Source organism: Vibrio sp. VB16, from assembly GCF_015594925.2.
Lineage (GTDB): Bacteria > Pseudomonadota > Gammaproteobacteria > Enterobacterales > Vibrionaceae > Vibrio.
The window spans coordinates 339,194-352,098 of the sequence record NZ_CP087590.1; the positions used below are offsets into that span (position 1 = coordinate 339,194).

At 42.0% G+C, this 12,905-nt stretch carries 9 protein-coding genes; 5 read left to right on the plus strand and 4 right to left on the minus strand.

Features of this window, described 5'->3' with window-relative positions; all coding sequences use genetic code 11:
* Nucleotides 1-82 precede the first annotated feature (82 nt).
* The 4 genes from thiP (at nucleotide 83) to rluA (ending at nucleotide 6,354) form a co-directional block, all read left to right on the plus strand.
* Complete coding sequence (thiP, locus tag IUZ65_RS01675; RefSeq protein ID WP_195706613.1) at nucleotides 83-1,678, plus strand: thiamine/thiamine pyrophosphate ABC transporter permease ThiP; 1,596 nt, start codon at nucleotides 83-85, stop codon at nucleotides 1,676-1,678.
* On the plus strand, nucleotides 1,662-2,369 hold the full coding sequence (gene thiQ / locus IUZ65_RS01680; RefSeq protein ID WP_195706562.1) for a thiamine ABC transporter ATP-binding protein: 708 nt from the start codon (nucleotides 1,662-1,664) through the stop codon (nucleotides 2,367-2,369). The genes thiP and thiQ overlap by 17 nt, the downstream gene beginning before the upstream one ends.
* A 244-nt stretch (nucleotides 2,370-2,613) precedes the next feature.
* Complete coding sequence (gene rapA / locus IUZ65_RS01685) at nucleotides 2,614-5,517, plus strand: RNA polymerase-associated protein RapA (RefSeq protein ID WP_195706563.1); 2,904 nt, start codon at nucleotides 2,614-2,616, stop codon at nucleotides 5,515-5,517.
* A gap of 108 nt (nucleotides 5,518-5,625) precedes the next feature.
* Nucleotides 5,626-6,354 (plus strand): bifunctional tRNA pseudouridine(32) synthase/23S rRNA pseudouridine(746) synthase RluA, encoded by a 729-nt coding sequence (rluA, locus tag IUZ65_RS01690; RefSeq protein ID WP_195706564.1) that lies wholly within the window; start codon nucleotides 5,626-5,628, stop codon nucleotides 6,352-6,354.
* 68 nt (nucleotides 6,355-6,422) lie between these two features.
* Here rluA and IUZ65_RS01695 read toward each other — a convergent pair whose 3' ends face one another.
* The 4 genes from IUZ65_RS01695 to argR all read right to left on the minus strand — a co-directional run bounded on the left by IUZ65_RS01695 (nucleotide 6,423) and on the right by argR (nucleotide 11,566).
* On the minus strand, nucleotides 6,423-6,860 hold the full coding sequence (locus IUZ65_RS01695; protein ID WP_195706565.1) for a universal stress protein: 438 nt from the start codon (nucleotides 6,858-6,860) through the stop codon (nucleotides 6,423-6,425).
* Between the two features lie 93 nt (nucleotides 6,861-6,953).
* Nucleotides 6,954-9,533, minus strand: a complete 2,580-nt coding sequence (locus IUZ65_RS01700; RefSeq protein WP_195706566.1) for a TRAP transporter permease — start codon at nucleotides 9,531-9,533, stop codon at nucleotides 6,954-6,956.
* A gap of 223 nt (nucleotides 9,534-9,756) precedes the next feature.
* The gene (locus tag IUZ65_RS01705; RefSeq protein ID WP_195706567.1) at nucleotides 9,757-10,725 is read right to left on the minus strand and encodes a TAXI family TRAP transporter solute-binding subunit; all 969 of its coding nucleotides are present in this window, start codon (nucleotides 10,723-10,725) and stop codon (nucleotides 9,757-9,759) included.
* Between the two features lie 370 nt (nucleotides 10,726-11,095).
* Nucleotides 11,096-11,566 carry a transcriptional regulator ArgR gene (gene argR, locus IUZ65_RS01710; protein ID WP_195706568.1) on the minus strand — a complete coding sequence of 157 codons (471 nt, stop codon included), beginning with the start codon at nucleotides 11,564-11,566 and terminating at the stop codon, nucleotides 11,096-11,098.
* Between the two features lie 339 nt (nucleotides 11,567-11,905).
* On the opposite strand from argR, the gene mdh reads away from it, so the two are divergent.
* Entirely contained in the window at nucleotides 11,906-12,841 is a 936-nt protein-coding gene (mdh, locus tag IUZ65_RS01715; RefSeq protein ID WP_195706569.1) for a malate dehydrogenase, read from the plus strand.
* The last annotated feature ends 64 nt before the right edge of the window (nucleotides 12,842-12,905 follow it).

Below are 12,905 nucleotides of genomic sequence, written 5' to 3' on the forward strand. Positions count from 1 at the left end.
TCAATCAGACATGTTTGTAATTAATTTCCCCGATTGGTAGAAGCTGAGTTTTCAATAGAGGTTGAAGTGTCGAGTGTCCTAAATTATGAATAAAACGCCGAAGTTAGGCATTGTTATTGCAGTGTTTATCGTGGTTTTTGTCACCTCGGCGTTTGGGGCGCTTATTTCATACGCGCCCAATCTTGACCTCACTCAGATAGTGTCTGATCCTTACTATCTACATGTCACTAAATTTAGTTTTTATCAAGCTTTCTTATCAACGCTGCTCAGTGTTGGCTTAGCTATACCCGTAGCGCACTCGTTATCAAGACGGGACTTCATGGGTAAATCGTTTCTATTAAAGTTATTTTCAAGCACACTTGTTTTGCCTGTTCTTGTGGGTGTTTTCGGTCTGTTAGCCATTTATGGAAATAGCGGTTTATTGGCGACGTGGCTCAATAAATGGAATGTTGAATTGCCCTTCTCAATATATGGCCTGAATGGCATATTGCTCGCGCATGTATTCTTTAATTTACCTTATGCTAGCCGTTTGTTACTTCTTTCTTTAGAAGGTATTCCTCCAGAACAACATAAACTCTGTTCTTACCTCGGTATGAGTCATTGGTACAAATTTAAGTGGGTAGAATGGCCAAGGTTGCGACAGCAGTTACCTCATGTTTGTGGTTTAGTGTTCATGCTCTGTTTTACGAGTTTTGCTACCGTTATGGCGTTGGGTGGTGGGCCAAAATCAACGACAATAGAGTTAGCGATATACCAAGCCATCAAATTTGATTTTGACTTGCAGGCTGGTGCGTTATTAGCAATATGGCAGATGTTATTGTGCGGTCTGTTATCGCTATCAATACAAAAAATAAGTAAGCCAAATAATTTAGCTATGCAATCCAATCGCCACCCGATCTTTTTTACCAAAGACAATAACCGCGCAAAATTATGGGACTGCAGTTGGATAGCCTTTGCGTCATTTATCGTCTTACCACCACTGATGATGGTGGTACTGAGTGGATTGAATTCAAAGCTGTGGCAAGTGCTTCAAGATGACCGGTTTTGGCAAGCGGTTAAGGCATCATTAAGTATTGCTTGTTCGGCGAGTGTCATCGCTCTGTTTATTGGTGTCGCTATACTTCAAACAAGTCGAATATGGAGAAGTAAGGGCCGTTCTAACTATGCAAATGGTATCGAACTTATTGGCACTATTATCCTCGTTACGCCCGGCTTGGTGATTAGTACAGGGCTGTTTTTATTGCTTAGAAAAATAACCGATGTGTATAGCCTCGCGTTTATTATTGTGGTTGCTGTTAATAGTTTGATGGCGTTGCCATATGTAATTAAGACATTGTCTCAACCATTCTTTCAGATATTGCAACAGTATCAATTTCTCACCATGAGTTTGGGGATGAAAGGCTGGCGTCGATTTTTATTGATAGAATGGAGAGGATTACAAAAACCGATAGCGCAAGCATTTGCGATAAGTTTTATGCTCTCTATGGGCGATCTTAGCGCAATAGCTCTGTTTGGCAGCCAAGATTTTAGAACCTTGCCTTTGTATCTTTTTCAACTATTAGGTAGTTATCAAATGGAAGCAGCAGCGGTGGTATCCTTAACGTTATTGCTATTAAGCGTAGGCAGTTTCACTTTAGTCGAAAAGGTATTTGGGAAAACGTATGCTCCACGTCGCTAATGTTCAATATCGCTATCATAAAGAAGTGTTTAAATTTGATTTTATGCTTGAAGATGGCCGCATTGTCGCGCTCATGGGGCCTAGTGGCTCTGGGAAATCAACTTTACTGGCCCTTATTGCAGGGTTTATCCATCCAGAAAGTGGGAACATAGCGGTTAATGACGTCTCTTTGCTAAACCAAGAGCCTCATTTAAGGCCTTTCGCCATGCTATTCCAAGAACATAATTTGTTCAGCCATCTAACGGTTAGAGAAAATATAGGTTTAGGGTTACATCCCGGTTTAAAGCTAACGGTGACACAAAAAGGTCAGGTAATTGATGCGGCTAAACAGGTCGGCATTGATGAGCTATTAGATCGAACACCAGAGAAGCTCTCCGGTGGTCAGAAGCAGCGTGTTGCATTAGCACGTTGTTTTGTTCAACCACATCGTATTTGGTTGTTAGATGAACCTTTTTCGGCTCTTGACCCTATTTTAAGAGATGAAATGTTGATGCTCGTTAAACGCCTTGCGGACGATAGACAGATTACCGTAGTGATGGTGACGCATCATATTAGTGATGCAAAAGCGATAGCGACGGATTTCATCTTTGTCGATGAGTATAAAGCGCTCATCCATGAGCCCATCATTCAATTAAGTGCTCAACACAGCAACGAAAAATTACGTGCGTTTGTGAAAGCGGGCACAAGTTGACCTAATCGGTTGAAAGTTTCTGGTTCTAGATAAACTCCGTTTCGACAATTATCACTTTATTCTCTTTTAGTCGTGATCTATATAGCGGCTTGAAGTAATATTGGCGACCTTAAAAAGCTCGGCTTTTCTTTCTCTATAAATAGGAGAATAGTCGCTCTTATCTGCCTATAATATGTGTATCAATAGGCATCACAGAATAGAATAATAGACGCGAGTCTACTCCAACATAGAGGTAATCAATCATATGGCATTTGCTTTGGGTCAGCGCTGGATAAGTGATACAGAAAGCGATTTGGGTTTAGGTACTATCGTAGAGTTGGACGCAAGAACCGTGACGTTAATGTTCGCTGCGTCTGAAGAAAATAGAGTTTATGCCCAAAAAGAAGCCCCAATTACCCGCGTTATATTCCATGTTGGAGATTCAACAGAGAGCCAAGAAGGTTGGTCTCTAAAGGTAGAAGAAGTTTTAGTAGATAATGGTCTTCTAACCTATGTAGGTACAAGAGAAGATACGCAAGAAAGTGGCATTATGCTAAGAGAGATATTCCTTAGTAATCAAATTCGATTTAATAAACCGCAAGACAAACTGTTTGCAGGTCAGATAGATCGAATGGACAACTTTGTATTGCGTTATAGCGCGTTGAAGAATCAATACCAACAGCATAAGAGCCCTATGCGTGGTTTATGCGGAATGCGTGCAGGCCTTATCCCCCATCAATTATTTATCGCTCATGAAGTAGGGCGCAGACACGCACCTCGAGTTCTGCTTGCTGATGAAGTGGGGTTAGGTAAAACCATTGAAGCCGGAATGATTATCCATCAACAAGTGTTATCAGGTAGTGCAGAACGTGTTCTTATTGTTGTGCCGGAAACACTACAGCATCAATGGCTCGTTGAAATGATGCGTCGTTTTAATCTGCATTTCTCTATTTTTGATGAAGAACGCTGTGTCGAAGTTGATGTTGATGCGGAAAATCCATTTGATACTGCGCAGTATGTGCTCTGTTCTTTGGATTTTCTGACCAAGAATCAAAAGCGCTTTGAACAAATTGTGGATGGTAATTGGGACTTGCTGGTTGTCGATGAAGCACATCACTTAGAGTGGAGCGTGGATGCACCTAGCCGTCAGTATCAAGTTGTAGAAGGGTTAGCGAATAATACGGCTTCTGTTTTGCTATTAACGGCAACGCCAGAGCAGTTGGGTCATGAGAGTCATTTTGCCCGTTTGCGTCTTCTTGATCCCGACCGTTTCTATGATTATCAAGCTTTTGTTGAAGAAGAAAAGCAATATGAACCGGTTGCTGACGCGGTAAGTAACCTGTTTTCTGGAAATAGGCTTGAAAATAAAGTCAAAAATCAGATAACGGAACTGCTTTCTGAACAAGATGTTGAGCCACTATTTCGAATTATTGAAGCAGAACTTCCTGATGAAGAGAAAGATAAAGCCCGCCATGAGTTGATCGATAATCTTATGGACCGCCATGGTACTGGACGTGTGTTGTTTAGAAATACACGATCGGCAATTAAGGGTTTCCCAAAGCGTAAGGTTCATTTGTTGCCAATGGTCATGCCTGAACAGTATGCACGAGCAATGCGAGTGTCGAACATGCTCGATAAAGATCTACCTTCAGAAGCAAAGGCAATACGAAAGCTCTATCCAGAAGAGATCTTTCAAGAGCTAGAGGGTGGTTCGTGGTGGCAGTTCGATTCCCGAGTTGATTGGTTGATTGAGAAGGTAAAAGAGAAGCGCTCAGAGAAAGTTTTAGTGATTGCTTCTAGGTCGACTACTGCACTTCAATTAGAACAAGCATTGAGAGAACGAGAAGGTATCCGTGCCACCGTTTTCCACGAAGGCATGTCAATTATAGAGCGAGACAAAGCGGCTGCTTATTTCGCACAAGAAGAAGGTGGCGCTCAAGTTCTTATTTGCTCTGAAATTGGATCTGAGGGGCGAAACTTTCAGTTTGCTAATCAACTAGTCATGTTCGACCTGCCATTTAATCCTGATTTATTGGAGCAGCGTATCGGTCGCTTAGACCGTATAGGTCAGCAACGAGATATCGATATTTTTGTGCCTTATCTTGATGGTTCTTCTCAGGGTATTCTCGCTCGTTGGTTTGAGGAAGGGCTACAAGCTTTTTCCGAAACTTGTCCTACAGGGCGCGCGGTTTATGACAAATATTCCGACGAGCTGGTGGATCTTCTTGCGGGTGGTAAAGGTAGCGACCTTGAGCAGTTGATAAGTGCATCCAATAAACTCAATCAAGAGCTCAAAGCTCAACTAGAAAATGGCCGAGATAGATTGTTAGAGATGCACTCTAATGGTGGCGAACAAGCTCTGAAAATAGTAGAAAAGATTGCCAGTACCGATGGCGATACAAACCTGATCACATTTGCGCTTAGCCTGTTCGATACCATTGGTCTGAATCAAGATGATAAAGGCGAGAAAGCACTCGTTGTTACTCCTTCTGAACATATGATGGTACCAAGTTATCCCGGTCTTCCATATGAAGGTGCAACCATCACCTTTGATCGTGAGACGGCACTATCTCGTGAGGATATGAACTTCATTAGTTGGGAACATCCGATGATTCAAGGTGGTATAGACCTTTTATTGAGTGAAGGAGTTGGAACTACGGCGGTTTCTCTGCTTAAAAACAAAGCCTTACCCGTTGGCACTATGCTATTAGAACTTGTCTATTTGGTTGATGCTCAAGCGCCAAAACGAAGCGGGATCAGTGGATATTTACCACAGACACCTATTCGTTTGATGATGGATGGCAAAGGGAATGACCTTTCAGAGCAAGTAGAGTTTGAAAGCTTTAACCGCCAATTGAGTCCGGTCAATCGCCACTTAGCGAGTAAGCTTGTATCGAGTGTGCAGAGCGATATTCGCAAGCTTATTGAAGCAGGTGAAAAATGTATCGGTGGTAAGCTCGACATCGTTAGAGAGCAGGCGCAAAAAGAGATGTTTAGTACTTTAAATGGCGAACTTGAGCGGTTACAAGCACTAAAAGCGGTAAACCCAAATATTCGTGATGAAGAGCTACAAGCGATAGAAAATCAAATCCTAGAGCTGACGGGGTATATCTCTAAAGCGCAGATTCAGCTCGATTCATTACGACTCATTGTAGTTTCGCATAAATAAGATTAGGTTGATCTGATCTCAATGATAATAAAGCACAAGTTATCGGTTATAGGTTTCTTGTGTTTTATTAGATAGCTATCAAAATTTTTACTGAGAAATCGAAAACTAATGATCGACTATTTTCCAGCGAAAGATCCTATCCAAATAATAGACCAAGATGACCATATTTTAGTGGCCAATAAACCTGCTGGACTGCTTTCGGTTCCCGGTAGGCTAAAAGAGCATTACGACAGTCTCTGGAGTCGATTGGTGGTTGAATACCCAGAAATTCAGGTCGTTCATCGTCTCGATATGGCAACGTCTGGTTTGATGTTATTTGCGTTAAGCAAAGATGCGGAACGACATATTAAGAAACAGTTTCAATATCGATTGACCCATAAAGTTTACTACGCAAGAGTGTGGGGTAATCTTGAACAAGATAAAGGGCTTATCGATTTACCTCTCATCTGTGATTGGCCTAATCGGCCAAGACAAAAAGTGTGTTATGAGCATGGAAAACCATCTCAAACACACTATCAAGTGGTAAGCCGAGAAGCCCATACTACTTTGGTTCGATTGCTGCCCATCACTGGACGATCACATCAACTGAGAGTTCATATGATGGCAATAGGTCACCCTATTATTGGCGATGAGTTCTATGCACATCCAGAGGCGCAAGCTTACAGCAATAGATTAGAACTGCATTCAACTGAGCTAAGTTTTTATCATCCAAGGAACGATGAATTAGCCACAGCCTTTGTCGCATGTGATTTTTATAAAGAGGCAAAAGAAGAGATATTGCAACACTTTACCGCAGATAAAGTGTTGCCAAATTATAAACTATTAAAAAATAATTAAGAACCAGAGTGCGCGATTTTACTCAACAGCATTTAATTTGATTCCATCATTAATGCTAATGTTGCCGCTTATCCTTGCGGTTTTACTACCAGTACATTAATTGGTGAGTTTTGAACAACTTTGCTTGCCACAGACCCGAGCACAACTTTATCTACTTTTGAACGCTTGTGGCTAGGCATGATGATTAAGTCTGCGCCTAGTTTACTTGCGAATTCAAGAATAGTGGCATAAGGCTTACCCTCTGCTACATGTGTTTTATAGATTACATCTTCCTTTACGTGCTGACTGGCAAATTTTTGAAGCTGTCGTTTAACGTCTTGCTTCATCTTATTTGCTGCATCTTTTGGAAAATAAGTCGCGACCATCGACATGTGAATACCAGGAAGCACAGTCAAAAGATGAACCTCGGCATTGGATGCTTTCGCATGCCAAACGGCCAGTTCTACCGCTCTATCTGAAAAGCCTTTATCATTTAAATCAACAGGAACAAGGATTTGTTTATACATTATATTATCTCTACATTAGGAGGGCGTTCACCCTATTTATCCCTATTCAGTTATTTCTGGCATTAACGATTAATTGTTAATGCCAGAAAAATACTACGCGCTTAGTTTATCCTTACGAGCGCGACGTCTCTGATTTAACCCTAAACCAATAACTAATAGCAGTGCAGGTACAAATACCCACTCTTTCATTGGTCGTTCGGCTTGTACAATGACCGACTTGATTTCCCAATCGAAGTCGACTCCCGCAGACTCTGCTGGGCTGCCAAATTCAACCATGTCGACGATCATTTTATTGTCGGTTTCAACCAGCATCAAACCCATAGATGCAATTCGTTCTTCTGCACCTTTTGCGTCGTCTTCAAATGGTAAAACAACGGTTTTTTCGATGTATTTACCTTCTAAGTTTTCACCAGAGACTCTTAACTCAAGCGATTGTCCCACATCGAGATTTTCGGTAATTTGAGCTATCTCTACTCCTGAGTAATGATCTTTCGCTGGATAGACCATATCCCACCAAAATCCGGGTCTAAAGAAGGTAAATGTTAATATGAGAAGAAGCACCGTTTCCCACCACTTACTCTTAGTAAACCAATACCCTTGAGTTGCTGCTGAAAATATCAGCATAGCAGTAATCGAAGACGCTACTGTTAGGAATAAATGCCACCAAGTGTCGACACCCATTAGTAACAACTGGGTGTTAAATACAAACATAAATGGCAAAATTGCGGTTCGTATATCGTAGGTGAAACCTTGTATGCCCGTGCGAATAGGGTCAGATTTCGCTATCGCCGCAGCGGCAAAGGCGGCGAGACCTACCGGCGGCGTATCATCGGCTAGAATACCGAAATAGAACACAAATAAGTGAACAGCAATCAATGGGATTATCAGACCATGAGCGGCGCCAAGTGTTACGATGACCGGAGCCATTAACGTTGATACCACAATATAGTTTGCTGTAGTTGGTAGCCCCATACCGAGCACTAAGCTGATAACGGCCGTAAATAGCAGCATTAATATGATACTACCGCCAGAGATGAATTCGACAAAGTCGGTCATGACCAAGCCAATACCAGTAAGCGTTACCACACCCACCACCGTACCAGCTGCTGCAGTAGCAACACCGATGCCTATCATGTTACGAGCACCTGATACAAGGCTTTCTGACAGGTCGACAAAGCCTTCTTTAATACTCTCTTTGATATCGCCTTCTTTTGCAAAAAACACCATAAGAGGACGCTGAGTTAGTAAGATGAAGATCATAAAGACCGTTGCCCAGAAAGCCGATAGGCCTGGGGAAAAACGCTCAACGGTTAGACACCATACCAATACAACAATAGGTAACAAGAAGTGGAGACCAGACTTAATCGTCGGCCCAGCATCAGGCACTTCTAATAGCTCCTCGTCTATAGACATATGAGCGTGCTCTTTATATCTGGCCGATATACTGACCAGGCCTAAATAAGCGAGAAGAAGTACAACGGTTACGATAGGCGTTGCGGCGGCACCGAATACATCCTTTGTCCAACCGACGCCATAGTAAACGGCGGCACCTAGTACACATAAGCCGAGGATCGAACCGACAAATGAAAGCATACTGTTTAGGAGTTTTGGTGTATGACGTCGCGGTAGACCGACCATTCCTGCCTTACATGCTTCTAAGTGAACAATGTAAAGCAAAGCGATGTATGAGATTAGAGCGGGTAATATTGCGGCCTTGATAACTTCCACATAAGAGATGCCGACATATTCAACCATTAAGAAGGCAGCGGCACCCATAATCGGTGGTGTTAATTGTCCATTGGTAGAAGCGGCAACCTCTACGGCACCAGCTTTTACGCCAGAGAAGCCAACACGCTTCATTAAAGGGATGGTAAATGTGCCAGTGGTCACTACGTTAGCAATCGATGAGCCGGACACTAAACCTGACAGGCCTGATGCTACAACTGCTGCTTTTGCAGGGCCTCCACGCATATGACCAAGTAGAGAGAAGGCGACTTTGATAAAGTACCCCCCAGCGCCAGCACGATCAAGCATTGCTCCAAACAATACAAATAAAAATACAAAAGAGGTAGAAACACCTAATGCAACACCAAACACACCTTCTGTTGTTAACCAAAGGTGAGACATTGCTTTATTTAAGCTCGCTCCCTTGTGGGCGATAACATCTGGCATATATGGGCCAGCAAAGGTGTAAAATAGAAATACGGCGGCAACCACCATTAATGGTGGACCTAGTGCTCGACGCGTTGCTTCCATAAGGAGCACCATACCAATAACAGCAGCAACAATATCAAATGTTGTAGGTGCACCAGAGCGATCGGCTAGTTCAGCGTAAAACAAATAGATATAGCATGCGGAAAAGCTACCTGCTAACGCTAAAACCCAGTCGACCAGAGGAACTCTGTCACGTGATGAATGAGTAAGTGCTGGATAGGCCGTAAATGCTAAAAAAATAGCGAATGTTAAGTGGATAGATCGGGCTTGTGTATCATTAAGTACGCCAAAGTTGAAAATAAACGGTAATGGTGATGCGTACCAAAGTTGAAATAATGACCAGCAAAGCGGCACAAACCATAAAACGCGGCCAGGAACGCCTTTCGGGTTTCGAGCTCCTGTATCGGATTGGGCCACCATTTCTTGCACATCTGGAGACGGTTTGGTTGTCTGCGTCATGTACTTTATCCTTATATTGATGGTCTATTGTTGTATGTCAAAGCAAGAGCGAAATATGTTTAGGTTATAAAAGGTGAAAGATTCTACCTTTCAAACAGAGCGGCTCCGTTTTAGCTTAGTACAGCAAATGGATTTATCTGAAAATAGTGTTAAAGAAAATCTTTAACAAATAAATTGATAAGGAGGCAAATGCCTCCTTAATTTAACGAATAACTTAAATTAATTATTTAAGAAGGCCAACTTCTCTGTAGTATTTCTCGGCACCAGGGTGCAGAGGAATAGAGATCCCTGCTTTTACCATATCTTCTTTTTTAAGGTTAGCGAACGCAGGGTGCAGGCGCTTAAAGGTACTAAAATTCTCAAAGACTGCTTTAGCTAAATTGTAGGCAACTTTATCTGACACATCGGTTGTAGTCACCATTGTTGCGGCAACACCGAAGCTATTAATATCCCCTTCTGTACCACGGTAAGTTCCTGCAGGTAGAGAGGTATAAGTATAGTATGGGTTGTTACCGACAATCTTATCAACTTCAGGGCCTGTCGCGGAAACAAGTTTAGCATCACATGACGTTGTTGCTTCTTTGATAGAGCCATTTGGGTGACCGACCATATAAATGAACGCATCGATTTTATTGTCACAAAGTGCTTGCGAACGCTCTGAACCTTTCAGTTCTGAAGCCAGCTTGAAGCTGTCATTTGTCCAACCAAATGCATCCATTACCACACCCATCGTTGCACGATCACCAGACCCTGGGTTACCAATGTTTACGCGCTTACCTTGAAGGTCTGCAACGCCATTAATTCCTGAATCTGTACGGGCTATGATGTTAAATGGTTCGGTGTGTAAGGAGAACATTGCACGTAACTTTTTAAATTCACCTTGCTCTGAGAATTTGCTTGTTCCGTTGTATCCGTGATATTGCCAATCAGACTGGACAACACCAAAGTCTAGTTCGCCTGCACGCATGGTGTTGATGTTATAGATCGAACCACCAGTAGATTCAACAGAACAACGAATGTTATGGGTTTTGCGTCCTTTGTTTACTAGTTTACAAATTGCACCACCAGTTGGGTAGTAAACCCCAGTGACAGAACCAGTACCAATAGTAATAAATTCCTGAGCGTTAACTGCGCTTGCACCCAGTATTGTTGCTGCAATTGCACCAACTTGGACAAGTTTTCGAAATGCCATGAATGTTCCTTTTTATTTATTATTTATCCTGTAGTGCTTAAGTCTAGCTGTTACAGGCGCTTCCTGTCTGGAAAAGGCATCTTTTTCAATCAAATTCATGAAAAAGTGGCCGTATGGTAACAAAAAAAGGGTTCTACTTATAATAATCCTAAATAAATCAAAGATGAACTTTGCGCTACAGAGGGATAGCGAACGATTGGTTTTTTGTTTTACACAGAGAAATCAGCCACTTAGTGTAATGACTGATTCATGCAAGGAGAGTTTTTATTTGTGACATAAGTCACGGTCTCAATAGTGCTTTTTTAGCGACTATGGGGTTTTGACCTATCTGCCAAAGAAAAACCATATTGGCACGGCATAGATTCAATTATTAACCAGAGTATTCAAAAAGTGAACAAACGGAGTCAAACAATTGCTTGGTCGTTACATTCATCGTTGGTGTAATAAATATGGTGTCATCGCCGGCGACAACGCCCAATATACCTTCTGACTTACCTAAAGAATCTAAGAGACGAGCAATGAGTTGTGCTGCGCCAGGGCCAGTATGAATGACGACAATCGCATTGTTATGATCTATGTCTAAAACAAGCTCACGTAATGGACTTGATGTGGTAGGAACGCCAAGCTCAGCAGGCAAACAATAGACCATTTCCATTTTGGCATTCCTCGTCCTTACCGCACCAAATTTGGTGAGCATTCGAGATACCTTGGATTGGTTAATATTGTCAAATCCCTCTAATTTCAGAGCATCAACAATTTCACCTTGAGAGCCAAATCGTTCTTCTTTTAATATTGCTTTAAAGGCTTTAACTAAATTATCTTGTTTTTCTGTATTGCGCATGATGTTTTATTCGTCTCATACCATTCAATGGCAGCATCTTCTCACATTCTCTCTATACTCATCAAATAATCCCCCGAAATTTGTTGTTTTTATCACTCTAATGAGTGACAAAAAACTTTAGAGTTGCTACATCTCATCTACATTTACCATTACAGGTAAGTTCTAGATTTCAATACGACTTTTGTAGCACGTCATATGTGAGTTGCGCTAAGTCGCAAAGCTGACGTTAATTAATTGTAATCGATTAATGATTCATTTAATTTCGTATGTATACCCTATATTAACAACATAAAATTTACGTGAATCAAAATTAATCTTAACTTATCAAGGAGAACTACTATGAAAGTAGCCGTTATTGGTGCTGCAGGTGGAATTGGACAAGCTCTAGCTCTTTTATTAAAAAACCAACTTCCAGCAGGTACTGATTTAGCCCTATATGATATCGCTCCAGTTACCCCGGGTGTTGCCGCTGATTTAAGTCATATCCCTACGCCTGTCTCTATCAAAGGTTACGCTGGCGAAGATCCAACGCCAGCACTTGAAGGGGCTGATGTCGTACTTATTTCTGCTGGTGTTGCCCGTAAGCCTGGAATGGATCGTGCTGATCTTTTCAATGTAAACGCAGGGATTGTTAAATCTCTGGCAGAGAAAATTGCAGTGACTTGCCCTAAGGCATTGGTTGGTATCATTACTAACCCTGTCAATACAACGGTTGCAATCGCAGCTGACGTATTAAAAAAAGCGGGTGTATACGATAAGCGTCGTTTATTTGGTATTACTACTCTTGATGTGATCCGTTCAGAAACCTTTATTGCGGCACTAAAAGATAAAGATCCAGGTGAAGTCCGCATTCCTGTGATTGGTGGGCATTCTGGTGTCACGATTCTTCCTTTGCTATCTCAAGTTGAAGGTGTAGAGTTTACTGACGAAGAAGTTGTTGCACTGACTACACGCATTCAAAATGCAGGTACTGAAGTTGTGGAAGCAAAAGCCGGTGGCGGTTCTGCAACCCTTTCTATGGGCCAAGCAGCATGTCGCTTCGGCATCGCTTTAGTTAAAGCGTTAAGTGGTGAAGAGGGTATCGTTGAGTGTGCATACGTTGAAGGCGCTGGTGAACATACTCGCTTCTTTGCACAGCCCGTTAAATTAGGCAAAAATGGTGTCGAAGAAGTATTAAGTTACGGTACATTGAGTGCATTTGAGACACAAGCGCTTGATGGCATGTTAGATACATTGAATGGTGACATTACTAAAGGCGAAGAGTTCGCTAAGTAACAATTAGTCATCCAGTGATTAAAAGGCAGCGTATCTACGCTGCCTTTTTTGTTACTATTGTCTC